We start from the raw sequence: 25254 nt of genomic DNA on the forward strand, positions 1-25254 counted from the left end.
GATGTCCATGCGCTCCTTCCCCGATCGGGTTCGCCACACGGTGATGTTCGAGATCATCGGGCTGGCGCTGGTGATCCCCGGCGGCGCCATGCTCTTCAACCTGCCGGCGACCCATATGGGCGTGATCGGTGTCGGCTCGGCCACCGTCGCGACGCTCTGGAACTTCGTCTACAATCTCGGCTTCGACCACGCGATGCTTCGCTTCGCCGGACATACCCGCAAGAGCCTGCAGCTGCGCGTGCTGCATGCGCTGCTGTTCGAGGGCGGATTGCTGGTCCTGCTGCTGCCGCCGATGGCCTGGTATCTCGGCATGGGCCTGTGGGAGACCTTCGTGATGGACCTCGCCATCGTGGTTTTCTACGTGGTCTACGCCTTCCTCTTCAATCTCGCCTATGACCGGGTCTTCCCCGTCCCGGCGCAGCAGCAGTTGGCCGTCGCCTGAGGCTCCCCGCGGCCTGACGCCACCGCCCTCCCCCAAGGCCCTCCCCGGCAGCCGACAGTCTATGCTACGGCAGCCATGGACATTCGCGGACGATCGTATTCTGATCGCCCGGAACCTCCGGGGCGGCTTGCCCGTCCCGGCGCGAATGCATGTCGCGGCAACAGGCCGCGCCCTGGGAGGAACGATGACAGGAAAGATCTATGACGGCCCGGCAGCCGCGCTCGAAGGGCTGCTTTTCGACGGAATGACGATCATGTCGGGCGGCTTCGGCCTGTCGGGCAATCCCGAGAGCCTGATCCCGCAGATTCGCGATTCCGGCGTGAAGAACATCACCGTGATCTCGAACAATGCCGGCGCCGATGGCTTCGGCCTGTGGATGCTGCTGCAGACCCGCCAGATCAAGAAGATGATCGCGTCCTATGTCGGCGAGAACAAGCTGTTCGAGCAGCAATATCTCGCCGGCGAGCTGGAGCTGGAGCTGAACCCGCAGGGCACGCTGGCCGAGCGCATCCGCGCCGGCGGCGCCGGCATCCCGGCCTTCTACACCAAGACCGGCGTCGGCACGGTCGTCGCTGAAGGCAAGCCGGTCGAGGAATTCGAGGGGCAGCTCTATGTCCGCGAGACCTGGCTGCGCGCCGATGTCGCGATCGTCAAGGCCTGGAAGGCCGATACCGCGGGCAATCTCGTCTATCGGAAGACCGCGCGGAACTTCAATCCGAACATGGCGACCGCCGGCAAGGTGACCGTGGCCGAGGTCGAGGAGATCGTCCCGGTCGGCTCGCTCGATCCCGAGGCGATCCACACGCCCGGCATCTATGTCGACCGCGTCATCAAGAGCACGATCAACGAGAAGCGCATCGAGAAGCTGACCGAGCGCAAGAGGGAGGCAGCCTGATGGCCTGGACCCGCGAGGAGGTGGCCGCGCGCGCCGCCAAGGAGCTCAAGGACGGCTTCTACGTCAATCTCGGCATCGGCATCCCGACGCTCGTGGCGAACTATATCCCCGAGGGCGTCGACGTCACCTTGCAGTCCGAGAACGGCCTGCTCGGGATCGGCCCCTTCCCCTATGAGGGCGAGGCCGATCCCGACCTGATCAATGCCGGCAAGCAGACGATCACGGTGCTGCCGAGCTCGAGCTTCTTCTCCTCGGCCGATAGCTTCGCGATGATCCGCGGCGGCCATATCGACCTGACCATCCTCGGCGCCATGGAAGTGGCGGCGAACGGCGACATCGCCAACTGGACCATCCCCGGCAAGATGGTGAAGGGCATGGGCGGCGCGATGGACCTCGTCGCCGGCGTCAAGAAGGTCATCGTCGTGATGGACCACGCCAACAAGGCGGGCGAATCCAAGGTGCTGGAGCGCTGCTCGCTGCCGCTGACCGGCGCGGGCGTGGTCGACATGATCATCACCGATCTCTGCGTGATGACCTGCGACAAGGCCAATGGCGGCGGCCTGACCCTGGTCGAGATTGCACCGGGCGTCACGCTCGACGAGATCAAGGCAAAGACGGAAGCCACCTTCAGCGTCGCGCCAAGCCTCGCAAAGGCAGCGTGAGCGGCCTTCTCCGCGCAAGGCCGGCGACGACCCCAGCCATGCTGGCCGCGTTCTCGGACGCGGCCACATTGCGTCATGCCCTCGCCTTCGAGGCCGAGCTTGCACGCGCCGAGGCGGCAGAGGGCCTGATTGGCACTGAGGCGGCAGAAGCCATCGCCGCGCTCTGCGCCACGATCGCGATCGATCCCGCCGAACTGGCCGAGGAAGCGGCGCTCGCCGGCACGCTGGCGATCCCGCTCGTGGCGCGCTTGCGCGCCGCCCTGAGCGGCGACGCCGCAAAGGCCCTGCACAAGGGTGCGACCAGCCAGGATGTCGCCGACACCATCCTGACGTGCCAGATCCGCGCTGCCGGCGGCCTGCTCGACGCAGAGCTGGCCCGCATCACGACAGCGCTGGCCGCCCTCGCCCAGCGTCATGCGGCAACGCCTGCGATAGGCCGAACCCTCCTGCAGGATGCGCTCCCGATCGGTTTCGGCCTGCGCATCGCGCATTGGCAGGCTGGCATTTCGGAAGCCGCAATCCGTCTCTCCCGCGAAGTCGAAATGGGTGCCGTCCTGCAGTTCGGCGGCGCGGCCGGCTCTCGCGCCGGCCTTGACGGTAAGGCAGCAGCCGTGTCCGCCCGTCTCGCCGCAGCCCTTGGCCTGCCCGACTCCCCACCCTGGCATGCCCGCCGCGGCAGCATCGCCGGTATCGCGACGGCGCTCGCCATCGTCATCGGCGCGCTCGGCAAGATGGCGCGCGACGTTTCGCTTTTGGCCCAGAGCGGCATCGCCGAGGCCCGCGAGCCCGCAATCCCCGGCCGCGGCGGCTCCTCCGCCATGGCCCATAAGCGCAATCCCACGGGCTGCCAGATAGCACTCTCCGCCAGCCTGCGTGCCCCCGGCCTCGTCGCCGGCATTCTCGCTGGCCTGCCGGCCGAGCAGGAGCGCGGCCTCGGCGGCTGGCAGGCGGAAGGCCCGGCGCTGGCCGATCTCTTCCTGCTCGCGGCCGGCGCGACTGAGGCCATGGCGACCGTGGCCGAAGGGCTGGAGATCGACGAGGCCGCCATCGCCCGCAATCTCGCGGCGGCCGGGCTTGGCAACGATATCGGCGAGAGCGCGGCCCTGGTTGCCGCGCTGCTCGCCCCGAACGACTGAGGAACGCACGATGCCTTTCGCGATGAGCAGCGGCGCCCGCATCTACTGGAAGCTGGAAGGCACCGAGGACAGGCCGGCACTCGTTCTGCTGAACTCGATCGGCACCGATCTCGGCTTGTGGGACGCGGCCATGCCCGCCCTGCTCGGCTCGTTCCGAACCTTGCGCCTCGACACGCGCGGTCACGGCGCCTCCGATGCTCCGGACGGCGACTACACGCTCGCCATGCTGGCGGACGACGTCGCCGCCGTCATGGACGCAGCCGGCATCGCGCAGGCCGCGGTGGCCGGCGTCTCGCTCGGCGGCATGATCGCGATGGAACTCGCCCTCTCGCGGCCGGAGCGCGTCTCGGCGCTGGCTCTGATCTGCACCTCCGCGACCATGGACAAGGCGGCCTGGCAGGACCGGATCACCAAGGTCCGCACTGGGGGCACGGCCGCGATCGCCGATCTCGCCATGCAGCGCTTCCTCTCGCCGGCCTTCACCGCCGGGCAGCCCGCCGTCACGGAGAGCGTCCGGCGCAACCTCGTCGCCATGAACCGCGAAGGCTATGCCGGGGCCGGCGCCGCGATCCGCGACATGGAGCTCATCAGCCGCATCCCAGCCATCGCCTGCCCGACGCTGGTCGTAGTCGGCGAGCGCGACGCCTCGACCCCCTTCACCGGCCATGGCGAGAACCTCATTGCCGCGATTCCCGGCGCTGCGCTTGAGCGGCTCGATTGCGCCCATCTCGCCCCGCTGGAAGCCCCCGCCGCTCTCGCTGGAGCCCTGCGCGCCTTCCTCGCGCCGGGCCCGGATACGCAGGACGCAGCGGAGGCCCTGTTCGAAGCCGGCCTCAAGAACCGCCGCCGCGTGCTCGGCGACGCCTGGGTCGACCGCTCGCTTGCCAATCGCACCCCGTTCAACGCGGAGTTCCAGGCGATGATCACCCGCATCGCCTGGCAGGAGATCTGGAGCCGGCCTGGCCTCGATGATCGTACGCGCCGCCTGCTCGTGCTCGCCATCACCGCAAGCCTCGGCCGCTGGGAGGAATTCCGCCTGCATGTCCGCGCGGGGCTGACGCGCGGCGGCTTCACGCAAGACGATCTGAAGGAAGTGCTGATGCAGACGGCGATCTATGCCGGCGTCCCAGCCGGCAACACCGCCTTCGCCGAGGCAGCCGCGGTGATCAAGGAGATCGAGGCGGCCGGCTGAACCACCTCAGGCCTTCGCCCGATAGTCCGAGGGCGACACCCCCGCCCGCTTGGCGAAGAAGCGCGAGAAATAGGCGGGATCGGCAAAGCCCAGCCGGAACGAGATCTGCGAGATCGACATCGCGGTATAGACGAGGTCGCGCCGCGCTTCGATCATCAGCCGGTCCTGGATCACCCGCGCGGCGGAGCGGCCGAGCAGTTCGCGGCAGGAGCGCGAGAGATGCGGCACGGAGGTGCCGAGTTCGCGCGCGTGAGCCTCAAGCGAATCGTGATGCTGGAAGCGCGTCTCGACCCGCTCGACGAAACGGCGCACGAGCCCGGCGCGCGGGTCCTTGACGGGCTCTCCCTGCGTCCTCGCCCCGCGCATCGCGCGCACGAACCAGGTGGCGATGAGATCGGCATAGGCGGCGAGCGAAAATTCCCGCGCCGGCAGGTTCGCCGAAAACTCGCGCATGGCGAGCTGCATCAGGCTTTCGAGCGTCGCCATCTCCGGGCTCGCCTCGGCCATCGACAAGACCGCAGGCGCTCCGAGCAGCGCGCGCGCCTCCGGCTCGCTGTCGAACAGGCGCTTCAGCGAGGTTGCCGCCGCGCTGGCGACGAAGCCGTCCGTATCGTCAAGGAAAGCGAACTCATGGATGGTCGAGGGCGGCAACAGCAGCGCCGCCCCCGGCGCGAGGCGATGATCGCGTCCGTCCACGCGCGTCCGGCCTCCGCCTTGCGTGACCAGGAAGAACTGGAACAGGTCGTGATGCATGTGCGGCTGGATCGTCCAGCCATGCAGCGAGCTGCGCGCCACGATCGGCTCGATATGGAGCGCATCGGGAAAGCGTTCCGCCAGGCGCTCGCCATAGAGCCAATAGGCGGGGACGATGGTTGCGGGCATGCCGGCCTCGGGATCGATTTGTCCAAGACACTGCGCGTTTCCTCCATTCCGTCAACAGCGTTTCAGGGTTTAGCCTCCTCACGCGGATCGAACGGTGCAAGCCATCGCTCTGCGGGAGGCAAAGAAGAACAATGCGGACGCAGGTCGCCATCATCGGCGCCGGACCCGCGGGATTGCTGCTCGGGCAGCTCCTGTCGCGCGCCGGCATCGACAACGTCATCCTAGAACGGCGCAGCACCGATTACGTGCTCTCGCGCATCCGCGCCGGCGTGCTCGAACAGGGCATGGTCGATCTCCTGCACGAAGCCGGCGTCGGCGAGCGCCTCGATCAGGAAGGCCTCGTCCATGACGGCTTCTCGCTCGCCTTCCATGGCGCGTTGCACCGCCTCGACCTCAAGGACCTCAGCGGCGGCAGGACGGTCACCGTCTACGGTCAGACCGAGGTGACGCGCGACCTGATCGAGGCTCGTCAAGCGCTGGGCCGCCCGACGGTCTACGAGGCCGAGAACGTCACGCTGCATGATTTCGACGGCGCAGCACCGCGCGTGACCTTCCGCGCGAACGGGCAGGACCAGGAGTTGCGCTGCGATTTCATCGCCGGCTGCGACGGCTATCACGGCGTCTCGCGCGCCTCGGTCCCCGCACATTCCGTGCAGAATTTCGAGCGCGTCTATCCCTTCGGCTGGCTCGGCCTGCTGGTCGACCGGCCGCCGGCCGCGCATGAACTGGTCTATGCCAATCACGAGCGCGGCTTCGCGCTCTGCTCGATGCGTTCGTCCGAGCGCAGCCGCTACTATGTCCAGGTCCCGCAGGAGGAGAAGGTCGGGAACTGGTCGGACGATGCCTTCTTCGACGAGTTGCGCCGCCGCCTGCCGACAGAGATCGCCGACGCCGTGCAGACCGGCCCCTCGCTGGAGAAGAGCATCGCGCCGTTGCGCTCTTTCGTCGCCGAGCCGATGCGTTTCGGCCGGCTCTTCCTCGCTGGCGACGCCGCCCATATCGTGCCGCCGACCGGCGCCAAGGGTCTGAACCTCGCCGCCAGCGATATCCGCTATCTCTTCGACGCCTTCCGCGAGCACTATCGCGACGGCTCGCAGGCCGGGCTCGACGGCTATTCGGCCCGCGCGCTCGCCCGCGTCTGGAAGGCAGAGCGCTTCTCCTGGTGGATGACCAACCTGCTGCATCGCTTTCCGGAGCGCGACGGCTTCGACCAGCGCATCCAGCAGGCGGAATTCGATTACCTCGTCCATTCGCGCGCGGCGGCGACGGCCGTCGCCGAGAACTATGTCGGCCTGCCTTATTGAGGGCATTGCCCCACGGCAGAAAATTGCGTTGGTGACAACAAGAGGCCCGGCGCCATGGCGGCGACCGGCCCGAGCAGCTAGAGCTTCGACCCACGCAAGGCATTTGCGGGATCGCAGGCAGGATCGGGAGGAGATGGAATGACCAAGGGTTTCCTGAACAGATTGCTGCCGGCCGGCGCGCTGGCTCTCGCCGGGGCGCTCACGCTCGGTGCCTCCGCCATGGCGGACACGATCAAGGTTGGCATCATCGGGCCGTTCTCCGGCCCCTTCGCCCTGCAGGGCAAGAATTTCCAGGCCGGCGCTGAGGCCTGGCTGGCGCAGAACGGCAAGACCGTCGCCGGCCACGATATCGAGCTGGTCTATCGCGACCTGCCGACGGCCAATCCGCAGCAGGCCCGCGCGCTGGCGCAGGAACTGATCGTGCGCGACAAGGTGCAGTATCTCGGCGGCGTCTATTTCACGCCGGACGCGATGGCGATCACCCCGCTGCTGAAGCAGGGCAATGTCCCGCTGGTGATCTTCAACGCCGCGACCTCGGCGATCATGACCTCCTCGCCGCTGGTGGTGCGCACCTCCTTCACCCTCTCTCAGACCACGACACCGCTCGGCAAGGCGGCGGTGGAACGCGGCGTCAAGAAATTCGTCTCGATCGTCAGCGATTACGGCCCGGGCGTCGATGCCGAAACCGCCTTCAAGAAGGCCATCGAGGCGGCCGGCGGCGAGGTCAAGGAAGCGATCCGCATCCCCCTCAACACCACCGAGTTCAGCCCGATCATGCAGCGCATCCGCGATGCCGGGGCCGAGGGCGTCTTCGCCTTCCTGCCGTCGGGCCCGCCGACGCTCGGCTTCGTCAAGGCCTTTAGCGATACCGGCCTGAAGAAGGCGGGCGTGAAACTCTTCGCGCCGGGCGACCTGACCCAGGAATCGGACCTGCCGGCCTTGGGCGAGGCGGCGGCCGGCCTGATCACCTCGTTCCACTATGCGGTCTCGCATGAATCAGAGATCAACAAGCGCTTCGTCGCCGCGGGCGAAAAGGCGATCGGCGCGCCCGATCTCCTCTCCTTCCCGGCGGTCGGCGCCTATGACGGCCTGTTCGTGATCTCCAAGATGATCGCGGCCACCGCCGGCAAGCAGGATGCCGAAAAAGCGGTCGAGGCGGTGAAGGGGCTCGGCTGGGAAAGCCCGCGCGGCCCGGTCAAGATCGATCCCGAAACCCGCCACATCACCCAGACGATCTATCTGCGCGAAGTCGCGAAGGACGCGCAGGGCCGCTGGATCAACAAGGAGATCGCCAGCGTACCGGAGCAGAAGGATTCCGGCCTGACGAAGTAACGGCCTTAAGCCTGAAACGCGGCGGGAGCATCAAGCTCCCGCCCCCTGCTCCCGTTCGACGAGGCCCGCGAACATGCAGACCGCGCTGAGCATCGCCGTGGACGCGCTGGCCTATGGCATGGCGCTGTTCATCATCTGCATCGGCCTGTCGCTGACCATGGGCCTGATGCGGGTGGTGAATCTCGCGCATGGCGCCTTCGCCATGATCGGCGGCTATATCGCCTCCTACGCGGCGCGCGATCTCGGCCTCGGCTATGCCTTCGGCATCGTCCTCGCCATGATCGGCACGGTCCTCATCGCCGTGCCGCTGGAGCGCCTGCTCTATCGCCGCATCTATGACCGCAGCGAGCTTTCGCAGGTGCTGATGACGATCGGCATCACCTTCTGCGTCATCGGCATCACCAACTACTTCTTCGGCCCGACCCTGAAGACGATACCCCTGCCGGCAGAACTCGCCCGCTCGGTCGATCTCGGCTTCCGCAGCATCGCCGGCCACCGGCTCTTCGTCATCGCGAGCGGCCTCGTCGTCGCTGGGGGCCTATGGTTCCTGATCGAGCGCACCGGCTTCGGCATCCATCTGCGTGCCGCGGTCGAGAACGCACCGATGGCGCGCGCGCTCGGCATCCGCACCGAGATCATCTATGCCGCGAGCTTCGCGCTGGCGATCGGGCTTGCAGCCTTCGGCGGCGTGGTCGGCGCCGAATTCCTGCCGATCGAGCCCTATTACGCGCTGCGCTACATGGTGACCTTCCTCGTGGTCGTCTCCGTCGGCGGCGCGGGCTCGATTCCCGGCGCGCTCGCCGCCTGCCTGCTGCTCGGCGCCATCGACGTCACCGCGCGCTATCTCGTGCCGGATTTCGGCAATTTCTTCTTCTATCTCGCGGTGATCCTGGTGGTTTGCGCCTTCCCGCGCGGCCTGATGGGACGGGCGCAGTAGCATGGCACTCGCGACGCCCCTGCCCGCTGCCCCATCCGCAAGCCGCACGCTCGGCCGCGATCTCCTCGGTCTAGGCCTGATCGCGCTTGTCGGCCTCGGCGGCTACTGGCTCTTTCCCGACAACCTGGCCTTCCTGACCCGCGTGATCTCGGTCGCGCTGCTCGTGCTCTCGCTCGACCTGATCGTCGGCTATTGCGGCATCGCCTCGCTCGGCCAGGGCGCGCTCTATGGCGCAGGCGCCTATGCCGCCGGCATCGCCTGCGTGCATGGCATCACCGATCCCGTCCTGCTCATCCTGATCGGTGCCGCGGCGGGGGCCATCATGGGCCTCCTGATGGGCGCGATCATGCTGCGCGCCCATGGCCTGCCGCAGCTCGTGCTCTCGATCGCCATCGTCCAGCTCCTGCACGAGGCCGCCAACAAGGCCTCCTCGATCACCGGGGGCAGCGACGGCCTCTCCGGCATGAGCCCGGCCCCCCTCTTCGGCATCTTCGAGTTCGATCTCTGGGGCCGCAGCGCCTATCTCTTCGGCCTCGGCCTGCTCCTGATCGTCTTCGCCGTGCTGCGCTTCGTCACGCGCTCGCCCTTCGGCATGATCTGCCGCGGCCTGAAGGAGGACCCGCTCAGGATCAGCGCGCTCGGCATCTATGCCTTCCCGGTCCTGCTCAAGATGTTCGTCATCTCCGGCACCGTGGCCGGCATGGGCGGCGCGCTCGCGGCCATCGCGACGCAGGTCGTCGGGCTCGACAGCGTGAGCTTCGAGGTTTCCGCGAACGCTCTCGTCATGCTGGTGCTCGGCGGCATCGGCCATCTCTATGGCGCGCTGATCGGCACGGTAATCTTCATGGCGCTCGAGCATATCGTCGCCGCGATCAACCCGTTCCACTGGATGACGCTGGTCGGCGCCGTGCTGATCGCGATCGTGCTCTTCGCCCCGCGCGGGCTTTCCGGCACGCTCGACGAACTCGCCCGCCTGCTGACGCGCAACCGCTGGGGAGCCGGCCGATGAGCCCGGTCTTCGAAGTCTCCGGCCTCTCCAAGGCGTTCGGCGGGCTCAAGGTCAACAGCGACATCTCGCTTACGATGCATGAGGGCGAGCGCCTCGCCCTGATCGGCCCGAACGGCGCCGGCAAGACCACCTTCGTCAACCTCGTCACCGGCCGCATTCCGCCGAGCGCGGGCCAAGTCCATCTCGCGGGCGAGGACATCACAGGCCTGGGTGCAGTCAAGCGCGTGCGCCGCGGCCTCGTCCGCACCTTCCAGGTCACCCGCCTCTTCCCGGACCTGACGCCGGAAGAGCATGTCGTCATGACCATCCTGCAGCGTCTCGGCCGCGCGACACGGATCCTCGCCCGGTTCCATGGCGATTCCGCAGCCACGGACGAAGCGGCCGAAATCCTCGCCACGCTGGGCCTCACCGAGGTCGCCCGCCGCAAGGTCGCGACGATCGCCTATGGCCAGCAGCGCCTGCTGGAAATCGCGATCGCATTGGCGCAGCGACCCAAGGTGCTGCTGCTCGACGAACCCGCGGCCGGCGTGCCCTCCAGCGATACGCCGCGCATCGAGGAGGCGCTGGCAAGTCTGCCCGCCTCGCTCGCCGTGCTGATGATCGAGCACGACATGGACCTCGTTTTCCGCTTCGCCAGGCGCGTCGTCGTGCTGGCCGCGGGCGAGCTCATCTTCCAGGGCTTGCCGGCGGAGGTCGCCAGGGACGCCAAGGTCCGCGAAGCCTATCTCGGGAGCTATGCCCATGCCGGCAGCTGAGCTCGACGTCCGCAACCTCAGCGCCGGCTACGGCCAGACCCATGTGCTGGAGGATGTCTCCTTCGCGGTGCCGGCCGGCGGGCGCCTCTCCATCCTCGGCCGCAACGGCATGGGCAAGACCACGCTGATGGCGAGCCTGATGGGGCTGACGCGCCGCTACGCCGGCAGCATCAGCATCGCGGGGCAGGATGTGACCACGCTCGGCACGGCGGCCCGCGCCCATGGCGGCATCGGCCTCGTCCCGCAGACCCGCGAGATCTTCAAGGGCCTGACGGTGGAAGAGAACCTCTTCGCCGGGCTGAAAGGCCGTCCGCGCAGCGCGATCGAAGAGGCCTACGCCCTCTTCCCGCGTCTCGCGGAGCGGCGCCGCAATCTCGGCTCGCAACTCTCCGGCGGCGAGCAGCAGATGCTGGCGACGGCGCGCACCATTCTCGGCCAGCCCTCCGTACTGCTGCTCGACGAGCCGCTGGAGGGTCTGGCTCCGGTCATCTGCGACATGCTGATGGAGGCGTTCGGCCGCCTCGCCGCCAGCGGCGCGATGACGATCCTCTTCGTCGAGCAGCGGCTGGAGAGCGCGCTCGCCTTCGCCGACGACGTCATCATCCTCGAGCGCGGCCGGATCGTCTGGTCGGGCAAGCCGGGCGCATTGCGCGCGGATGCCGATGTACTCGAACGCTATATCGGCGTCGGCGGGCTGCACTGAGCCGCCGACGCCGGCATTAGCTCACACCACCAGATCGAGCGGCGGCACCGGCTCGCCGCGCGAGACGTGCTGCATGTTCGCGAACATGCGCTTCACCACCGGCGCGAAATTATCGGAGGCCATGGCGGCGAGATGCGGCGTGGTCACGAGGTTGTCGAGGGTGAGGAGCTGGCTGTCCGCCGGCAGCGGCTCGATCTCGTAGACATCCATCGCCGCGCCCGCGATCTCCTTCGCCCGCAGCGCCGTGACGAGATCGGTCTCGTTGACGACGCCGCCGCGCGCGACATTGATCAGCACCGCGGTCTTCTTCATCTTTTTCAACGCCGCAAGGTCGATCAGGTCCTTGGTTTCCGGCGTCAGCGGGCAATGCAGCGAGACGACATCGGCCTGGGTCAGGATGTCCTCCATCGAGGCATGCTTCACGCCCAGAGACGCCTCCTCGGCGGCATCGAGCGGGGTGCGCTTGCTGTAGAGGATGGTGCAGCCGAAGCCCTTCAGCAGCTTCGCGACATTCTTGCCGATCGCGCCGAGCCCGACGATGCCGACGGTCTTGCCCGAGAGCGTATAGGTGTCCGACGGCAGCTGGCCGGTGCGCCAATTGCCCTTCTTCAGTTCGGCATTGCCATAGGCTATGTGGCGCATCGTCGAGATCATCAGGCCAACAGCGAATTCGGAGACGGCGACAGCGTTCGAGCCGGTCGTGCGCGCGACCTTGATGCCGAGCTCCTTGGCGGTGGCGATATCGATATTGTCGTAGCCGACGCCCCATTTATGCAGGAGCTTCAGCTTCTTGGCGGCGCGCAGCACATCGCCGGAGACGCCGACCTGGCCGGAAATCGCGTAATCGGCCTCGGCGATGATCTGCTTCATGTGCTCGTCGCCACGGGCGGTGCCATGGGTCAGAACGAAGCCATCAGGCAGGAATTCGCGCAGGCGGTCGGCCCGCTCGGGCGTGGTCATGTCGAGGAGGCAGATGGTCTCGGGCATGGGATGGTCCAGTCGCAGGATCGGAAGAGATATCGGGTCAGATGGTGAAGCGGGCGCCGGCGCGGGCAAGTCCGCCGGAGATGGCGACCGGCGTGCCGTCGGCGCGCCAGCAGGCGGCACCAGTCAGCGTGCCGTCCGGGTTGAAGGCGATGGCGTTCATGCCGCCAGCGACGCGCGGCGAGCGCACGACCTTGTGGCCGCGGGCGATCAGCGCCTGCGCCACGGCCTCGGGGATGGCTTCCTCGAGTTCGAGCACGCCGCCTTCGGTCCAGACGCGCGGCGCCTCGACGGCTTCCTGCAGGCTCATGCGGTGGTCGATCAGGTTGACGATCGCCTGCAAGGCCGAGGGGAAGATGCGCAACGCACCGGGCAGGCCGAGCGCGAAGGCGAGCCGGCCGTCCTTCACCGCCATCATCGGCGCCATCGAGGTGAAGACCCGCTTGCCCGGCGCGATCGAGAGCGCCCGGCCGGGATGCGGATCGAAATTGTACATGTAGTTGTTGGCGATCATGCCCGTGCCGGGGATCTGCACGCAAGCGCCGAACAGCCCGTTGATCGTCTGCGTCGCGCTGACGACATTGCCCATCGCATCCGCGACCGTGACATGGGTCGTATCGGCGGACTCGCCGCCCGACAAACCAGCCGTCCAGCTCTTCGCCTGCCCCATTTCGATCAGGGCGCGGCGCTCGTCGGCATAGGCCTTGTCGATCAGCTTCGCGACCGGGACCTTGACGAAGGCCGGGTCGGCGGTCGCCACGGCGCGGTCGGCGAAGGCGATCTTCAGCGCCTCGGCCAGCAGATGCACGGCATCGGTCGAGCCGAAGCCGAGCGCGCCGATATCGTAGCCTTCGAGGATGTTGAGCATCTGCGCGATGTGCACGCCCGAGGACGAGGGCGGCGGCGGGCCGATGATCTCGTAGCCGCGATAGGAGCCGCGGATCGGCTCGCGCAGTTCGATCTTGTAGTTCGCGAGATCGGCCTGATCGATCAGTCCGCCATTTTTCGCCATGTAGTCGGTCAGCGCCCGCCCGAGCTTCCCGCCATAGAGCGCGTCCGGGCCCTCCGCCGCGATCAATTTCAGGCTCGCGGCATAGTCCGACTGGACGAGCCGCATGCCCGGCTGGAGTGGCTGCCCGCCCGGCAGCAGCATCGCCGCAAGTCCGGGATCGCGGGCGAGGTCGGCTGTATTGTCGGTGATGCAGTTCGAGAGATAGGGCGTGACCACGAAGCCGCGCTCCGCCAGCCCGATCGCCGGTTGCAGCACATCGGCGAGCGTCAGCGTGCCGAAGCGCGCGAGCGCCTCGCACCAGCCCTTGAGCGCGCCGGGAACCGCGACAGCCTTGGCCCCGACGACGTTCTCGCGGTCGCGCGTGTCGCGCTGCTTGCCGATCTCGTCGGAGAGGCACTCGTACATGTCGGCCGTCGCCTTGCCCGGCGCGGTCGAGAGATTGTCGATCACGACATGGCGCCCGTCGGCGAGCCGGATATGGCTCAGGCCCCCGCCGAGAATGCCGACCATCATCGGCTCGGCCACCGTCAGCGCGAAGAGCGAGGCGACGGCCGCATCAATGGCGTTGCCGCCGGCGAGCAGGATCTGCGCGCCGGCCGCCGAAGCGAGCGGATGGTTGGTGACGACCATGCCGCGCGAGCCGGTTGCCGGCTTCTTCTCGCAGGTGAAATCGGCGACGCGCGGGACGGAGACGGGAGCGTTCATGGCCGGCCTCGTCAGCCCTTCGCCGCGGCGATGGCGTCGAGCACCATCTTGGTCGCGCCGGAGATGTCGCCGAGCTTCTCGCCCGCCTTCACCCGGCCTTGCGTCTTCTCGCCGCGCTCCTGCCGGGCTATTGCCGCGTCGGCGATCGCCTCGGCCTCGGCGCGCGGCAGGACCAGCACGCCGGATTCGTCGGCGAGGATGACGTCGCCGGCCTTGACCGGGACATTGCCGCAGGAGATCGGCAGGTTCAGCGTGCCGCCGAGATTGTAGAGCCTTGTCGTGATCGGCGACATGCCGCGGCACCACATCGGGAAGTCGGAATCCTCGATCTCGGTGAGGTCGGTGCAGGGGCCGTCGACGATGCCGCCGACCGCGCCGGCAGCCTTGGCCGCGACCGTGACACCGCCGCCCCAGCAGGCGTGCTTGTCGTCGCCGAGCCGGTCGACGACGAGGATGTCGCCGGGGCGCAGCAGGCCGAGCGCGTGATGCAGCAGGGTCGAATCCTGACCGGGGATCGCCAGCGTCACCGCCGCCGCGGCGATGCGCTTGCCGCGCAGCAGCGGCTGGATGCCGCGATCCATGAAGCCCCAGTGCTGGGAATGGCCGATGGTCGCGGTCTCGACCTTCTGCAGCTTCTCGACCAGCGCCGCCGGCAGCTGCTCGGGCATGGCTTCGATGCGGTAATCGGGCATGGACTGGTTCTCCTACTTTCCTACGGCACGGGCGACGCCGACGAGGCGTTCGACCACGAGAACGACGGCAAGCGTCGCGACGATGAGCACCACGGACAGGGCCGCGATGAGCGGATCGGTGCGCCCTTCGACATAGCGCACCATCTCGACCGGCAGGGTCGAGGCGCGCGGGCCGGCGATGAACAGAGAGATCACCGTCTCGTCGAAGGAGAGCAGGAAGGAGAGGCAGGCGCAGGCGATCAGTCCGGGCGTTGCCAAGGGCAGCGTCACCCGCCGCACCACCCGCCAGGGCGTGGCGCCGAGCGTGGCGGCGGCCGCCTCGATATCATCCGGCAGGTTGGCCAGCGCCGTCGCCATCATCCGGATCACGAAGGGCACGGTCACCGTCATATGGCCGAGCACGAGGCCGGGCAGCGTCGCGGTCAGCCTGAGCGGCGAGAAGAACAGCAGCAGCGCAAGGCCGGTGATCAGCGTGGGCAGCAGGAGCGGCGCCAGGAAGAAGCCGGTCAGCGCATCCTTGCCGGGAAAACGCCCCTTCGCCAGAGCGAGCGCCGCGGGCACGCCGACCGCGAGCGACAGCACGGTCACGACCGCGGCGATCTGGACGCTGAGCCAGAGAGCCGCCAGCAGGGGGCCGTTGCCGGCAAGCTGCCTGAACCAGCGCAGCGAATAGCCCGACGGCGGGAACAGGATGAAATTATCCGCCGAGAAGGACAGCATGACCACGACGACGATCGGCGCCAGGATCAGCACATAGACCAGCGCCGCGAAGCTGGAGAGAACGCGCCCCGCCCCGGTCATCGCTGCAGCCTCCGCGCCACCAGATTGGAGACGACCAGCAGCGCGAGCAGCAGGACGAGCGTGTAGATCGCCAGCACGGCCGCGACCGGCCAGTTGGTATTGGTCGTCGCCTGCTCGAAGATCTCGGTCGCCAGCACGAAGACGCGCCCGCCGCCGAGGAGCTTGGGCGTGATATAGGCCGACATTGAGAGCACGAAGCCCAGGCCCGCCGCGAGTGCGATCGCCGGCAGGCTGAGCGGCAGGGTGACGCGCCGGAACGTGCGGAACGGCGAGGCGCCGAGCGAGCGCGCCGCCTCCTCCAGCGTGCGGTCGAGCCGGCCGAAGCCGGCGAGCAGCGCCAGGATCATATAGGGCATGATGCTTTCCGCGAGGCCGATGGTGACACCGGTCCAGTTGAAGACGAGCTTCAGCGGCGTCGAGATCAGGCCGAGCGATTGCAGCGTCGTGTTCACCAGCCCGCGATCGCCCAGAATGGCGAGCCAGCCGAAGACGCGCACCACGCCGGAAACCAGCATCGGCATGATCGCGACCACCGCGAGCAGCCCGCGGAAACGGGAATCGGTGCGGAACAGGAAGAGCGAGACGGGATAGGCCAGGCATAAGGCGATCAGCGTCGATACCGCCGAGAGCCAGAGCGAGTTCAGCGTCAATTCGAAGGTGAAGCTGTCATGGAAGGTCGCGCGCGCGGTCGCCAGCGACCAGGCCTCGACCATCGCACCCGTCGGCCCGACCTCGTTGAAGGCGTTGCGGAACAGTCCGAGCGACGGCCAGACATAGACGACGAGCAGAAGCAGCGTCGCCGGGATCAGCAGCAATGGCAGGCGGCGCGAGGCGGTCATGTCGCCTCGCGTGCGAAGACGCGGCTTTCAGCCCGCGGCCAGACGACCGCGACCTCGGTCCCCTCGGTCGGCGCCGTCGAGCCCGATGGCATCTCGACCGTGAGCTGGCCGCCAGCGCCCTCCACCAGCACCTCGACATGGTCGCCGACGAAGACGCTGCGCAGCACGCGACCGGTCAGCCGCGCTGTATCGCCGCCCGCCGGTTCGGAGACCGGCACGATGCGCATGCGCTGCGGCCGGACGAAGAGATCGGCATTCTCAGTGGGCTCGACCGGCACCGGCTGTTCCCAGACCGTCGCGCGACCCTGCGCGTCGCGCGCCAGCGGCAGGACATTGGCGCGTCCGACGAACTCGGCCACGAAGCGCGTCGCCGGCCGGTCGTAGATATCCTCGGCATTGCCGATCTGGGCGATGCGGCCGCGATGCATCACCGCGATCCGGTCGCACATGGTCAGCGCCTCCACCTGGTCATGCGTCACGAAAAGCGTGGTGATGCCGAGCGTGCGCTGGATCGAGCGGATCTCGTGGCGCATCGCGTCGCGCAGCTTGGCATCGAGATTGGACAGGGATTCGTCGAGCAGCAGAACCGAAGGCTGGATCACCAGCGCGCGGGCCAGGGCGACGCGCTGCTGCTGGCCGCCGGACAATTCCTTCGGGCGGCGTTGCTCCAGCCCGCTGAGCCGGACCAGCGCCAGCCCTTCCTGAACACGCTTGTCGATCTCGGCGCGGGAGGCGCCGCGCTCCTCCAGGCCGAAGGCGATGTTGCGCCCGACCGAGAGATGCGGGAACAGCGCATAGGACTGGAAGACATAGCCCATGTTGCGCTTATGGGCCGGCAGCCGGGTGATCTCGCTGCCGTCGAGCGTCATCGTGCCCTTGTTCGGCTCGATCAGCCCCGCGAGCATGCGCAGGGTCGTGGTCTTGCCGCAGCCGGAGGCGCCGAGCAGCGCGACGGATTCGCCCTGCTCGACCGAGAGCGAGACGTCGTCGACCGCGACGGAATTGCCGTAGCGCTTCTGCAGCCCGGCGAGTTCGAGATATTTCATCGCCTGCCGCTCAACGTGCCGCCGAGATGACCTCGCGGCGCCAGCGGTTGTTCCACTGGTCGCGCACCTTCAGGACCTCGTTCCAGTCGACCGGTATCATCCGCTGGCGGTTCTCCGGCGAGGCGGCGGTGCGCGCCAGCGCCTTGGCGTCGACATCGGCCTTGGCGTTGGTCGGCGCGTAGAACATCCGCTCGGTGAAGGCCTTCTGCGCGTCCTGCGACAGCGCATGCGCGACGAAGGCGGCGGCCGCGGCGCGGTTCTTCGAGCCGGCCGTCAGGTTGATGGTGTTGACCTGGAAGACCGAGCCTTCGGGGGGCAGCAGCGCCTTGATCTTGCCGTTGGTCTGGTCGGAATAGAGCTGGGCGCGGGCGTTCCAGCCGGTCGCGACCTTGGCGACGCCGTTCAGGATCAGCGAATAGCCGTCCGGATTGGGATCGAAGGTGTTCACGCCCGGCGCGAGTTCCTTGAGCTTCTTCATCGCGGCGTCGATCGACTTGCGGTAGTCGCCGCCTTCCATCTTCTCTGTCATCGCGGTCAGCGCCAGGCCCTGGATGTTCGGCGGGGCGGCCAGCGCGATATGGCCCTTGAGGTCCGGGCGCCAGAGATCGGCGAGCTTGGCGATCTGGGGATTGAGCGCCGCGTCCTGGACGATGACGAGATGATCGAAGGTCACGGCCGGGCCGAACTCGCCGCCGGCCGCGCGCGCTTCAGGCAGAAGCTCGTTCAGCACCGGGAACTCGGAGGGGCTGAGCTTCTCGAACAGTCCCTCGAGATTGCCGATGCTGGAGGTGGTGACGTCCATGATCGCGACGTCGGTCTGCGGATCGGCCTTCTGGGCCCGGACGCTCCCGACCATCTGGGCCGAGGTGCCGCCGGGCACATAGTTCACCTTCACGCCCGGATGCGCCTGCAGGAACGGCTCGATCACCGCCTTGGTGTAGTTGTCCTGGAAGATGCCCGCATAGGACATCAGCGTGATCTGCCCCGAGAGCGTCTGGGCCCGCAGGACGGCCGGCATCGCGATGGTCGCGAGGCCGGACTGGATGACGAGGCGGCGTGTGAGCATGACAATCTCCTGCTGTGGCGCCGCCTCGGGCGGCTGATGGGCGCGCTGCCGGCTCAGGCCGGGACTTTGGCCGCGAAATGAGCGATGAAGCGGGCGCAGACATCGCTGAGCTTCTCAGCCAGCTGCTCTCCGGTCTCGGCCGAGCAGAGCGTCGGATCGCCCTTGCCGACGCCGTCATGATAGACCTCGTCGTACTCGTTGGGCATTCCGACCTCCGCGCCGTCGAAGCTCGCGGTGCCCAGGCCCGTGAAGGGCAGGTCGAGGACGGGATCGCGCTTCATGGCCTTGCCGGCCGGGATGAAGTCCTTGCGGATCAGCTCGGGGAAGAGGTGCAGGCCGAGGCTGGTCAGCGGATCGGCGCCATGGCCGGAGACCTTCGCCGACTTCTCGGCGCCGACGATGCCCGGCAGCATGCCGTAGGCGATGCGCCAGAGATAGAGGCTCGGCAGCACGATGCGCTCGCGCTGGTAGAGTTCGCGCGCGACCTCGGAGATCGGCCCGACATTGCCGCCATGGCCATTGATCACGATGATCCGGGTCAGGCCGTTGCGATGCAGCGAGTCGACCATTTCGGCGATCACCGCCGTCAGCGTGCCCTGCGAGATGGCGATCCCGCCGATCATCGGGCCGAACCAGTCGGCGCCGCCATAGGGCAGCACCGGCGCGACCAGCGTGCGCGTGCCGGCCTTGCTCGCCTGCAGCGCTGCGAGCTCGGCGATCTTCTCGGCCAGCAGGTAGTCGCCCATCGGCGCATGCGGGCCCTGGTCCTCATGGCTGCCCATCGGCAGCAGGATGACGGGGTTGGATTTCAGCAGCTCGCGCGCCTCCCCGCCCGTGATGGTGCCCATATGAACGAGAGGATCGGTCTTGGTAGCCATGGCTTGGTCCTTCCTTGGAAACGTCTTGGTTCGTCAGCGCTCGCTGGTGCGCGGGTCGAGAATGTCGCGCAGCGCGTCGCAGAGCAGGTTCATCGCGAGAATGGTCAGCGTCAGCACGGCGCAGGGCCAGAGCAGCAGCAGCGGCGCCTGCTCCATGGTCGAGCGCGCGCCGCGGATCATCAGCCCCCAGGACGGCGCCGGCGGCACGACGCCCAATCCCAGGAAGGACAGGCCGCTCTCGATCACCACCGCGGCGGCAACCGCGAGCGAGAACTGCACCAGCAGCGGCCCGGCAATATTGGGCAGCACGGTACGGAACAGCAGGTGCGACTGGCTGGCGCCGAGCGCCCGCGTCGCCTCGACATAGTCCCGCCCCTTCACCGCCAGCACCTCGGCATAGGTCACCCGCGCGAAGCCGGGCAGGTAGAGCACGGAGAGCACCAGGATCAGCGTCGCCGCACCGGGTCCGAGCAGCGTCACGACCAGCAGCGCCAGCAGCACCGGCGGGAAGCACATGATGATCTCGACGCTGCGCACCGTCAGGAAAGCGCCCCAGCTCCGCGCCCAGCCGCCGATCAGCCCGAGCGTGATGCCGACGAGCCCGGCGAAGGTTGCCGAGACGAAAGCGACGGAGAGGCTGGTGCGGGCCCCCCAGACCAGTCGCGAGAGCACGTCGCGACCGAACTCGTCGCGCCCGAGCCAGGAACCTGCCATCGGTCCGGCGAGGCGCCGCGCCACATCCTGCCGCACCGGATCGGGCAGCGGCAGAAGGGGCGCCGCGATGGCGATCAGCAGGATCGCCGCGACCACGCCACCGGGCAGGAGGAGCTTCTTGACGCCGCGCCGCTTCATCCGTGCTGCACCCGTGGATCGATCGCCGCATGCAGCAGTTCGACGAGAAAGGTTGATGAGCAGGAACAGCACCGAGATCGTCAGGATGATGCCGACCACCATCGGATAGTCGCGGCCCTCGACGGCGCGCAGCAGCGGCGTCGACAGGCCCGGCCAGTTGAAGACGTATTCGACCAGCACGGTGCCGCCGAGCAAGGTCCCCATCTGGAGACCCAGCACGGTGACGACCGGGTTCAGCGCGTTGCGCAGCACATGGACGATGAGGACCCGTCGCGGCGACAAGCCCTTGGCCCGTGCGGTGCGGACATAGTCATGCGCGAGCGCATCGAGCGTCGCGGCCCGCGTCATCCGGAAGAGCACGGCCGCCAGCCCCTTGGCGATGGCGATGGCCGGCAGCGTCAGGAGCTTGAAGTGCTGCGCGGGGTCTTGCGTGAGCGGAACGAAGCCGCCGGCCGGCATCACCCGCAGCGTCTGGGCCAGCAGCAGCACCAGAAGCGTGCCGACGACGAAGACCGGCACGGCCAGTAGCAGCGCCGTGATCCAGGAGGCGACGCGGTCGAAGGTGCCGCCGCGATGGACCGCGGCATAGACACCCGAGGGCACGCCGACCACGAGCGCGATCAGCGTTCCCGCCAGGATCAATTCCAGCGTGCGCGGCAACCGGAGCCCGATCTCCTGGATGACGGGATAGTCGTCGATCAGCGAGGCGCCGAGATCGCCGCGCGCCAGACCGGCGAGAAAATGGCCGTACTGGACCAGGATCGGCCGGTCGAGCCCAAGCTTCTCGCGCAATTCCTGCACGGTCGCCGGGTCGGGCATGGCACCGGAGGTAGAAAGCAGCAGCTCGGCCGGATCGCCCGGCACCATGTGGAGCGCCAGGAACACGATCGTCGCGACGACCCAGGCCATTGCCAGGGTCATGATCAACCGCCGTCCGAGCCAGGCCGCGCTCATCCGAAATACGTCTCCTCGAGCATGTTGCCGGAGGAGGTCGAGAGCGCACCGGGCAGGTTGGTGAAGCCCTGCACGCTCTTGTCCATGCCATAACCCTGCTGGCGCCACGCGAGGCCGACCATCGGCACCTCTTCCAGGGCGGCGCGCTGCATCTCCCTGTAGATCTCGACGCGCTTGGCCTGGTCGAACTCGGCCCGGCCCTTGGCGAGCGCGGCGACCGTGCGCGGCGCATCGACCTTGAAGGAGCGCCCATGCGTCGGCGAGAGCGAGGTGTCGAGCACCACGGTCAGACCGTCCGGATCGTTGTTGTCAGAGGACACGCCGTGGATCGCCATGTCGTACTGGCCGCGCGTGCCGCGGCTCACCCGTGTCGACCAGTCCGGCAGTTGCAGCTCGGCCTGGATGCCGATGGCCGCGAGATATTGCTGGACGATCTCGGCGGTGTCCTTGTGCATGCCGAACTGGGCGGTGGCGAGCAGCGTCGTCTGGAAGCCGTTGGCGAAGCCGGCTTCCGCCAGCAGCGCCTTGGCCTTCGCTGGATCGTAATTCCAGCCATGCGCCAGCTCCTTGTCGTACCAGGGCGTGCCCTCGACGATCGGCACGCCTTCGAGCGGCTTGCCGCGCCCGAAGAAGGCGACCTTGACGATATCCTCGCGCTTCACCGCATGGGCGACGGCGCGGCGCACGCGCGGGTCGTTGAAGGGCGGCTTGGAGCCGTTGAAGAGCACGTCCATGAACGGCCCCTCCTGGTTGTCGAGCTTCAGGCGCGGATCGGCCTCGACCGTCGCCATCGACTGCCAGGGCACGTATTCGATCATGTCGACATCGCCCGAGATCAGCGCCGCATTGCGCAGGTTCTCGTCGGCATAGACGATGAACTTGATGCCCTTCGCCTTCGGGATGCCCGGCTTGTAGAACTTGTCGAAGGCTGCCAGCTCCACCGAGGTGCCGCGCTCCTGCCCGACCAGGCGGAAGGGGCCGGCGCCGATCGGCTCGTTCGGGTTGGATTTCCGCCAGATGACGAAGGTGTTGTAGTTGGCGAACCAGCTCGGCAGCGTCGCCTGCGGCCCCTTGGTGACGAGGCGGACCGTCTGCGGATCGGGAATCTCGACCTTCTCGATCAGCTGGAACTGCGTGCGCATATAGGCGGTCGATTTCTCGCCGGCGATCTGCTCGATCGACCATTTCACGTCGTCGGCGGTGACCGGCTCGCCATTATGGAAAACGCAGCCCTTGCGCAGTTTGAAGACCCAGGCGCCCTCGGGATCGCGCGACCAGGACTCGGCGAGCTCGCCGCGCAGCTCGCCCTTGGAATCGTAGGAGACAAGGCTGCGATTGATCAGCATCTTGACGGTGCCGGCCGAGGCGCCGGTCGAGACCCAGGGCTGCAGGTTCGGCGGAAACGCCGAGAGGCCGTAGCGGATGATGCCCGCGGCGCGTTGCGCGCTTGCGGGCCGGATCAGGAAAGGCGAGGCCAGCAGCGGGCCGGCAAGACCGGCACCAAGGACGGAACGGCGAGAGATGGTCATCGGCTGATCCTCTGCTGCTGGGTCCGGCTGTCCGCGGGCTTTATGCCCTGTCGCGTCCCGTCGATGGCGGGAAGGGCGGAGCCGGGCGGACGCGAGCAATAACCGCGCCAGCGATCCGACAAGGCCCCGCGAACCCGGCCGATCGGCCCGGTTTCCGGCTCTCTGTCATGATGGTGGCGTGCACGGTCATGCGGTTCCCCGGCACGGCTTCACTGTAGACGAACAGATGAGCCGCGCTCTTGATGCGTCATGTATACGTGGCGGATTTTTTGTTGTCTACTCTCGAAAGCCCTATGGAAGAGCGAAAGGGGCGCGTTGTCGATGGCCATGATCGAACAGGACGAGCTGGCTGCCTTGCGCGGAAAGCCGACCCGGGAACGGGTCTATCTCTACGTACGTGAGCAGATCCTGCGTGGCCGCTTCCTCGGCGGCTGCTTCATCGAGGAGGAGGAGATTTCCTCGGCGCTGGGCGTGTCGCGAACGCCGGTCCGCGAGGCCTTCCACCGCCTCGAAGCCGAGCGCTTCATCGATCTCCTGCCGCGCCGCGGCGCCCTCGTCAGGCAGGTGACGGCGCAGGAGCTGCTCGACCTCTACGAAGCCCGGCGCATGATCGAGAGCCATGCGATCCGCCGCATCTGCCGCGAGGAACTGCCGCTTCCCGCCGATATGCACGCGATCCTCGCCGAGCTGGAGCGCCTGCCGCAGGGCGACTACTTCAACCGCGTCGAACTGAACCGCGAGTTCCATTTCGTCATGATCGCCGCGCTCGGCAATGTCGTGATGTCGGACCTCTACCAGTCGCTCGGCGCCCGCCAGCAGCGCGTCGCGATGACGGCGATCAGCACCGACCCGACCCGCGTCGCGCGCATCAGCAAAGAGCATCACGCCCTGGTCGCCGCCCTCTCCGAATGGGATGAGGAGAAGGCGCTGGCGATCCTCGAGCAGCACCTGCGCCCGATCGTCGGCGTGATCTCGCGGCTGCCGGAACAGGCCGGCGAGACCTGACGCGTCAGGTTGGGTCCAGCATGGCCTGGATCGTGCCGCGCCGTTCCCCGAGATGCCGCAGCAACGGGTCGAGATGGGGCACGCGGTCGCCCGCCGCCGCGAAGGGCACCGCCTCGCGCACCAGCGCGTGAAGCTTGCCGGTGACGGCACCGAGCGGCGTCGCCTTGCGGATATCAACCGCCTGCGCCGCGACCATCAGTTCGACTGCAGCGATCGACCGGCAGAGCGCCGCGACCTCCCCCGTCTTGCGGGCCGCAAGCCCGGCCATGCCGGCCCGGTCGAGATTCCCGTTGGAATGGCTGGAGCTGGCGAGTTCATGCACGACGGGCATCGTCGCGAGGCGCGCCTCGGAGGTGATCGCCTTGTGGAACTGCGCCAGCCCGTTGAAGCCGGGCAGGCCGACGCCATCCTCCTCGATCAGCCCGACGGTGAGCCCCGACCAGAAGGAATCGACCTGCTTGGCGACACGCTCGGCCGAACTCGTCATCACCGGCGCGAAGCCGAGCCGCGCGATGTCGAGCGCCATCGACAGCGAGACCGTGTCGAAATTGGCGACCGAGACCAGCGCCTGCTCCTCGATCGAGACGATCGGGTTGTTCTGGCTGGCGCTCAGCTCCGCCTCGACCTGGCCATAGGCGAAGGCCATGCTGTCGGCTGCCGTGCCATGGAGCAAAGGCAGCGAGCGGAAACTCAGCGGGTCCTGCAGATGGCGAGGCCCGCCCTTGGCGAAGATGTAGCTGCCCGCGAGATAGCCCCGGATGCGCTCGCCGTGCCGCTTCAGCCCCGCGAAGGGGCGCGACTGCAAGGCGGCGTTCGAGACTATCGAGGGGTTGGCGGCGAAGCCCTCCATGCTCAGCGCCGCGATCAGGCTCCACTGGTCGAGAACGTCGCGGAGATCGGCCATGGCCAGAGCCGCCGTGCCGAGCGCGAGTGCGCTCGAATTCAGCATCGCCAGCGCCTCTCCGGCCTGCAATTCGATATCGGAGTAGAGCGCCAGCGCCAGATCGGTGATCGGCGCCATGTCGCTCTGGCCCATCGAACCCCAGATATGGACGTCGATCCCGCGATCCTCGTTGAGCGCAGCGGCCAGCCGTTCGGCCAGCAGCGGCCGGACACCGAGGCGCCCGCTCGCCATCGCGTTGAGCAGCACCGCCATCATCGCCCGCACCGCCTCATGCGGGGCGAGCGGCCCATGCGCGACATTATGGGTCAGCAGCAGGCGGCGGTTGAACTCACCGATCCGCTCCGGCGCCAGCGGCACGCCGGTCTTGGCGCCGACGCTGGTGGTGACGCCATAGACCTTTTCGCCACGCGCCACGGCATTGTCGACGACGGCGCGGGCCGCCTTCATCCGCTCGACCGCCTCCGCCGTGACGGAAACCTGTGCCTTGTCACGCGCAATGCGGACGAGCCCATCGATCGTCAGATCGAAACCGGGTAATAGCGACATGGCTCATGGCAATTCCGTCCCCAGCAAGACCGCACGGCGTTTGGACAACTCCCCTCGCCCGGCTCGTTCTTCAGCGCGCATGCGCTCCGCAGCTCTGACCGATTCCGTGATGGCCGGGAAGCACGCGCATGCGGTCGGGAAGCGCTTTCATTTCATGGATTGAAATGATGTATGCCGGCCCGACTGGTCCCT

General features: G+C 67.8%; 24 protein-coding genes. 12 read left to right on the plus strand and 12 right to left on the minus strand.

Annotated features, from left to right (window positions below; genetic code table 11):
* The first annotated feature begins 7 nt into the window (after positions 1-7).
* The 5 genes from ACFJGT_RS22220 (at position 8) to pcaD (ending at position 4327) form a co-directional block, all read left to right on the plus strand.
* The gene (locus ACFJGT_RS22220; protein ID WP_377849044.1) at positions 8-442 is read left to right on the plus strand and encodes a PACE efflux transporter; all 435 of its coding nucleotides are present in this window, start codon (positions 8-10) and stop codon (positions 440-442) included.
* A 184-nt stretch (positions 443-626) separates the two neighbouring features.
* Entirely contained in the window at positions 627-1337 is a 711-nt protein-coding gene (locus ACFJGT_RS22225) for a CoA transferase subunit A (RefSeq protein ID WP_377842578.1), read from the plus strand.
* Positions 1337-1999 carry a 3-oxoacid CoA-transferase subunit B gene (locus tag ACFJGT_RS22230; RefSeq protein WP_377842580.1) on the plus strand — a complete coding sequence of 221 codons (663 nt, stop codon included), beginning with the start codon at positions 1337-1339 and terminating at the stop codon, positions 1997-1999. The genes ACFJGT_RS22225 and ACFJGT_RS22230 overlap by 1 nt, the downstream gene beginning before the upstream one ends.
* A gap of 38 nt (positions 2000-2037) precedes the next feature.
* Entirely contained in the window at positions 2038-3135 is a 1098-nt protein-coding gene (locus ACFJGT_RS22235; RefSeq protein WP_377842582.1) for a lyase family protein, read from the plus strand.
* 10 nt (positions 3136-3145) lie between these two features.
* Positions 3146-4327 (plus strand): 3-oxoadipate enol-lactonase, encoded by a 1182-nt coding sequence (pcaD, locus tag ACFJGT_RS22240; RefSeq protein ID WP_377842585.1) that lies wholly within the window; start codon positions 3146-3148, stop codon positions 4325-4327.
* Positions 4328-4333: 6 nt separating this feature from the next.
* On the opposite strand, the gene ACFJGT_RS22245 is transcribed toward pcaD, so the two are convergent.
* Positions 4334-5209, minus strand: coding sequence for a helix-turn-helix domain-containing protein (locus tag ACFJGT_RS22245; RefSeq protein ID WP_377842588.1), 876 nt, complete (start codon positions 5207-5209; stop codon positions 4334-4336).
* A 131-nt stretch (positions 5210-5340) separates the two neighbouring features.
* Here ACFJGT_RS22245 and pobA point away from each other — a divergent pair, with 131 nt between their 5' ends.
* From pobA to ACFJGT_RS22275, 6 genes are all read left to right on the plus strand, one after another.
* Entirely contained in the window at positions 5341-6513 is a 1173-nt protein-coding gene (pobA, locus tag ACFJGT_RS22250) for a 4-hydroxybenzoate 3-monooxygenase (protein ID WP_377842591.1), read from the plus strand.
* Positions 6514-6651: 138 nt separating this feature from the next.
* A complete protein-coding gene (locus tag ACFJGT_RS22255) occupies positions 6652-7845 on the plus strand; it encodes an ABC transporter substrate-binding protein (RefSeq protein ID WP_377842594.1) in 1194 nt (397 codons plus the stop codon).
* 73 nt (positions 7846-7918) lie between these two features.
* Entirely contained in the window at positions 7919-8782 is an 864-nt protein-coding gene (locus ACFJGT_RS22260) for a branched-chain amino acid ABC transporter permease (RefSeq protein ID WP_377842597.1), read from the plus strand.
* Between the two features lies 1 nt (position 8783).
* The gene (locus tag ACFJGT_RS22265; RefSeq protein WP_377842601.1) at positions 8784-9791 is read left to right on the plus strand and encodes a branched-chain amino acid ABC transporter permease; all 1008 of its coding nucleotides are present in this window, start codon (positions 8784-8786) and stop codon (positions 9789-9791) included.
* Positions 9788-10546, plus strand: a complete 759-nt coding sequence (locus tag ACFJGT_RS22270) for an ABC transporter ATP-binding protein (protein ID WP_377842604.1) — start codon at positions 9788-9790, stop codon at positions 10544-10546. Before ACFJGT_RS22265 ends, ACFJGT_RS22270 begins: the two co-directional genes overlap by 4 nt.
* Positions 10533-11249: an ABC transporter ATP-binding protein gene (locus ACFJGT_RS22275; protein WP_377842607.1), complete on the plus strand. Its 717-nt coding sequence runs from the start codon at positions 10533-10535 to the stop codon at positions 11247-11249. Before ACFJGT_RS22270 ends, ACFJGT_RS22275 begins: the two co-directional genes overlap by 14 nt.
* Positions 11250-11270: 21 nt before the next feature.
* Here the strand turns inward: ACFJGT_RS22275 and ACFJGT_RS22280 are convergent, their stop codons facing one another.
* From ACFJGT_RS22280 to ACFJGT_RS22325, 10 genes are read right to left on the minus strand one after another with little or no spacing between them, the layout of a single operon-like run.
* Entirely contained in the window at positions 11271-12236 is a 966-nt protein-coding gene (locus tag ACFJGT_RS22280; RefSeq protein ID WP_377842610.1) for a phosphoglycerate dehydrogenase, read from the minus strand.
* 37 nt (positions 12237-12273) lie between these two features.
* Entirely contained in the window at positions 12274-13950 is a 1677-nt protein-coding gene (locus tag ACFJGT_RS22285; RefSeq protein WP_377842613.1) for a cephalosporin acylase I, read from the minus strand.
* A gap of 11 nt (positions 13951-13961) precedes the next feature.
* On the minus strand, positions 13962-14642 hold the full coding sequence (locus ACFJGT_RS22290) for an RraA family protein (RefSeq protein ID WP_377842616.1): 681 nt from the start codon (positions 14640-14642) through the stop codon (positions 13962-13964).
* Positions 14643-14654: 12 nt separating this feature from the next.
* Positions 14655-15443, minus strand: a complete 789-nt coding sequence (locus tag ACFJGT_RS22295) for an ABC transporter permease (protein WP_377842619.1) — start codon at positions 15441-15443, stop codon at positions 14655-14657.
* Positions 15440-16282 (minus strand): ABC transporter permease, encoded by an 843-nt coding sequence (locus ACFJGT_RS22300; protein ID WP_377842621.1) that lies wholly within the window; start codon positions 16280-16282, stop codon positions 15440-15442. Before ACFJGT_RS22300 ends, ACFJGT_RS22295 begins: the two co-directional genes overlap by 4 nt.
* A complete protein-coding gene (locus ACFJGT_RS22305; protein ID WP_377842623.1) occupies positions 16279-17328 on the minus strand; it encodes an ABC transporter ATP-binding protein in 1050 nt (349 codons plus the stop codon). Before ACFJGT_RS22305 ends, ACFJGT_RS22300 begins: the two co-directional genes overlap by 4 nt.
* A gap of 10 nt (positions 17329-17338) precedes the next feature.
* Entirely contained in the window at positions 17339-18394 is a 1056-nt protein-coding gene (locus tag ACFJGT_RS22310; protein WP_377842626.1) for an extracellular solute-binding protein, read from the minus strand.
* 53 nt (positions 18395-18447) lie between these two features.
* A complete protein-coding gene (locus ACFJGT_RS22315; protein ID WP_377842629.1) occupies positions 18448-19272 on the minus strand; it encodes a creatininase family protein in 825 nt (274 codons plus the stop codon).
* 33 nt (positions 19273-19305) lie between these two features.
* Positions 19306-21078: an ABC transporter permease subunit gene (locus ACFJGT_RS22320; protein ID WP_377842632.1), complete on the minus strand. Its 1773-nt coding sequence runs from the start codon at positions 21076-21078 to the stop codon at positions 19306-19308.
* Positions 21075-22607 carry an ABC transporter substrate-binding protein gene (locus ACFJGT_RS22325; protein ID WP_377842635.1) on the minus strand — a complete coding sequence of 511 codons (1533 nt, stop codon included), beginning with the start codon at positions 22605-22607 and terminating at the stop codon, positions 21075-21077. The genes ACFJGT_RS22320 and ACFJGT_RS22325 overlap by 4 nt, the downstream gene beginning before the upstream one ends.
* Positions 22608-22928: 321 nt before the next feature.
* Between ACFJGT_RS22325 and ACFJGT_RS22330 the strand changes: the two genes are divergently transcribed.
* Positions 22929-23612 carry a GntR family transcriptional regulator gene (locus ACFJGT_RS22330; RefSeq protein WP_377842638.1) on the plus strand — a complete coding sequence of 228 codons (684 nt, stop codon included), beginning with the start codon at positions 22929-22931 and terminating at the stop codon, positions 23610-23612.
* A gap of 4 nt (positions 23613-23616) precedes the next feature.
* Here ACFJGT_RS22330 and ACFJGT_RS22335 read toward each other — a convergent pair whose 3' ends face one another.
* Positions 23617-25062, minus strand: coding sequence for an aromatic amino acid lyase (locus tag ACFJGT_RS22335; protein ID WP_377842642.1), 1446 nt, complete (start codon positions 25060-25062; stop codon positions 23617-23619).
* Between the last annotated feature and the right edge of the window lie 192 nt (positions 25063-25254).

The organism is Allobosea sp. UC22_33 (assembly GCF_042700715.1).
Taxonomy (GTDB): domain Bacteria; phylum Pseudomonadota; class Alphaproteobacteria; order Rhizobiales; family Beijerinckiaceae; genus Allobosea.

What these genes read in the sequence shown, in the direction of transcription:
- ACFJGT_RS22325 (WP_377842635.1), bottom strand. Translation starts at nt 22,607, where the DNA reads ATGACCATCTCTCGCCGTTCCGTCCTTGGTGCCGGTCTTGCCGGCCCG.
- ACFJGT_RS22330 (WP_377842638.1), top strand. Translation starts at nt 22,929, where the DNA reads ATGGCCATGATCGAACAGGACGAGCTGGCTGCCTTGCGCGGAAAGCCG.
- ACFJGT_RS22260 (WP_377842597.1), top strand. Translation starts at nt 7,919, where the DNA reads ATGCAGACCGCGCTGAGCATCGCCGTGGACGCGCTGGCCTATGGCATG.
- ACFJGT_RS22230 (WP_377842580.1), top strand. Translation starts at nt 1,337, where the DNA reads ATGGCCTGGACCCGCGAGGAGGTGGCCGCGCGCGCCGCCAAGGAGCTC.
- ACFJGT_RS22285 (WP_377842613.1), bottom strand. Translation starts at nt 13,950, where the DNA reads ATGAACGCTCCCGTCTCCGTCCCGCGCGTCGCCGATTTCACCTGCGAG.
- ACFJGT_RS22265 (WP_377842601.1), top strand. Translation starts at nt 8,784, where the DNA reads ATGGCACTCGCGACGCCCCTGCCCGCTGCCCCATCCGCAAGCCGCACG.
- ACFJGT_RS22295 (WP_377842619.1), bottom strand. Translation starts at nt 15,443, where the DNA reads ATGACCGGGGCGGGGCGCGTTCTCTCCAGCTTCGCGGCGCTGGTCTAT.
- ACFJGT_RS22280 (WP_377842610.1), bottom strand. Translation starts at nt 12,236, where the DNA reads ATGCCCGAGACCATCTGCCTCCTCGACATGACCACGCCCGAGCGGGCC.
- ACFJGT_RS22305 (WP_377842623.1), bottom strand. Translation starts at nt 17,328, where the DNA reads ATGAAATATCTCGAACTCGCCGGGCTGCAGAAGCGCTACGGCAATTCC.
- ACFJGT_RS22315 (WP_377842629.1), bottom strand. Translation starts at nt 19,272, where the DNA reads ATGGCTACCAAGACCGATCCTCTCGTTCATATGGGCACCATCACGGGC.
- ACFJGT_RS22310 (WP_377842626.1), bottom strand. Translation starts at nt 18,394, where the DNA reads ATGCTCACACGCCGCCTCGTCATCCAGTCCGGCCTCGCGACCATCGCG.
- ACFJGT_RS22270 (WP_377842604.1), top strand. Translation starts at nt 9,788, where the DNA reads ATGAGCCCGGTCTTCGAAGTCTCCGGCCTCTCCAAGGCGTTCGGCGGG.
- ACFJGT_RS22235 (WP_377842582.1), top strand. Translation starts at nt 2,038, where the DNA reads ATGCTGGCCGCGTTCTCGGACGCGGCCACATTGCGTCATGCCCTCGCC.
- pcaD (WP_377842585.1), top strand. Translation starts at nt 3,146, where the DNA reads ATGCCTTTCGCGATGAGCAGCGGCGCCCGCATCTACTGGAAGCTGGAA.
- pobA (WP_377842591.1), top strand. Translation starts at nt 5,341, where the DNA reads ATGCGGACGCAGGTCGCCATCATCGGCGCCGGACCCGCGGGATTGCTG.
- ACFJGT_RS22225 (WP_377842578.1), top strand. Translation starts at nt 627, where the DNA reads ATGACAGGAAAGATCTATGACGGCCCGGCAGCCGCGCTCGAAGGGCTG.
- ACFJGT_RS22275 (WP_377842607.1), top strand. Translation starts at nt 10,533, where the DNA reads ATGCCGGCAGCTGAGCTCGACGTCCGCAACCTCAGCGCCGGCTACGGC.
- ACFJGT_RS22320 (WP_377842632.1), bottom strand. Translation starts at nt 21,078, where the DNA reads ATGAGCGCGGCCTGGCTCGGACGGCGGTTGATCATGACCCTGGCAATG.
- ACFJGT_RS22290 (WP_377842616.1), bottom strand. Translation starts at nt 14,642, where the DNA reads ATGCCCGATTACCGCATCGAAGCCATGCCCGAGCAGCTGCCGGCGGCG.
- ACFJGT_RS22220 (WP_377849044.1), top strand. Translation starts at nt 8, where the DNA reads ATGCGCTCCTTCCCCGATCGGGTTCGCCACACGGTGATGTTCGAGATC.
- ACFJGT_RS22300 (WP_377842621.1), bottom strand. Translation starts at nt 16,282, where the DNA reads ATGACCGCCTCGCGCCGCCTGCCATTGCTGCTGATCCCGGCGACGCTG.
- ACFJGT_RS22255 (WP_377842594.1), top strand. Translation starts at nt 6,652, where the DNA reads ATGACCAAGGGTTTCCTGAACAGATTGCTGCCGGCCGGCGCGCTGGCT.
- ACFJGT_RS22335 (WP_377842642.1), bottom strand. Translation starts at nt 25,062, where the DNA reads ATGTCGCTATTACCCGGTTTCGATCTGACGATCGATGGGCTCGTCCGC.
- ACFJGT_RS22245 (WP_377842588.1), bottom strand. Translation starts at nt 5,209, where the DNA reads ATGCCCGCAACCATCGTCCCCGCCTATTGGCTCTATGGCGAGCGCCTG.